General features: G+C 41.7%; 1 protein-coding gene. It reads left to right on the top strand.

What is annotated here, in order from left to right:
• Positions 1-488, top strand: a 488-nt coding sequence (locus ACS8FD_RS24110) for a zinc-binding dehydrogenase (RefSeq protein ID WP_439277704.1), incomplete at its 5' end; no start/stop codon positions are given.
• Between the last annotated feature and the right edge of the window lie 47 nt (positions 489-535).

Below are 535 nucleotides of genomic sequence, written 5' to 3'. Positions count from 1 at the left end.
AAGAAAAATGCGACTTCGCTGTCAATGAGCTAGGCTTTGATGTCTGTATTGACCATAAAGCGGACGACTTCGCTGAGCAATTAAAAGCTGCTTGCCCAAATGGTATCGATATCTATTACGAAAATGTCGGCGGTAAAGTATTTGACGCGGTCATGCCATTACTAAACGCTCATGCACGTATCCCAGTATGTGGTCTGGTCTCACAATACAACGCGACTGAACTACCTGATGGCAAGGATCGTTTGAGTGTATTAATGGGCAATGTGTTGAGCCGTCGTCTCACTATTAAAGGCTTTATCATCTTTGAAGAGTATGGCGATCACTTCCCAGAGTTCCTCAAAACCATGAGCAAATGGGTAGAGTCAGGTGATGTTAAAACCAAAGAATCCATCGCTGAAGGCTTAGACGATGCACCAAATGCCTTTGTTCGTATGCTAAATGGCGATAACTTCGGTAAAACAGTAGTCAAAGTAGCTGACGTTAAATAATCAAGATTTGTTAACGAAATTTAAGTCAGTGGTAAATAACGACTTAA

The sequence above is a fragment of the Psychrobacter sp. 1U2 genome, from assembly GCF_051847575.1.
The sequence above is the reverse complement of the archived record's forward strand: the minus strand, read 5'-3'. Positions and strand labels throughout refer to the sequence as shown.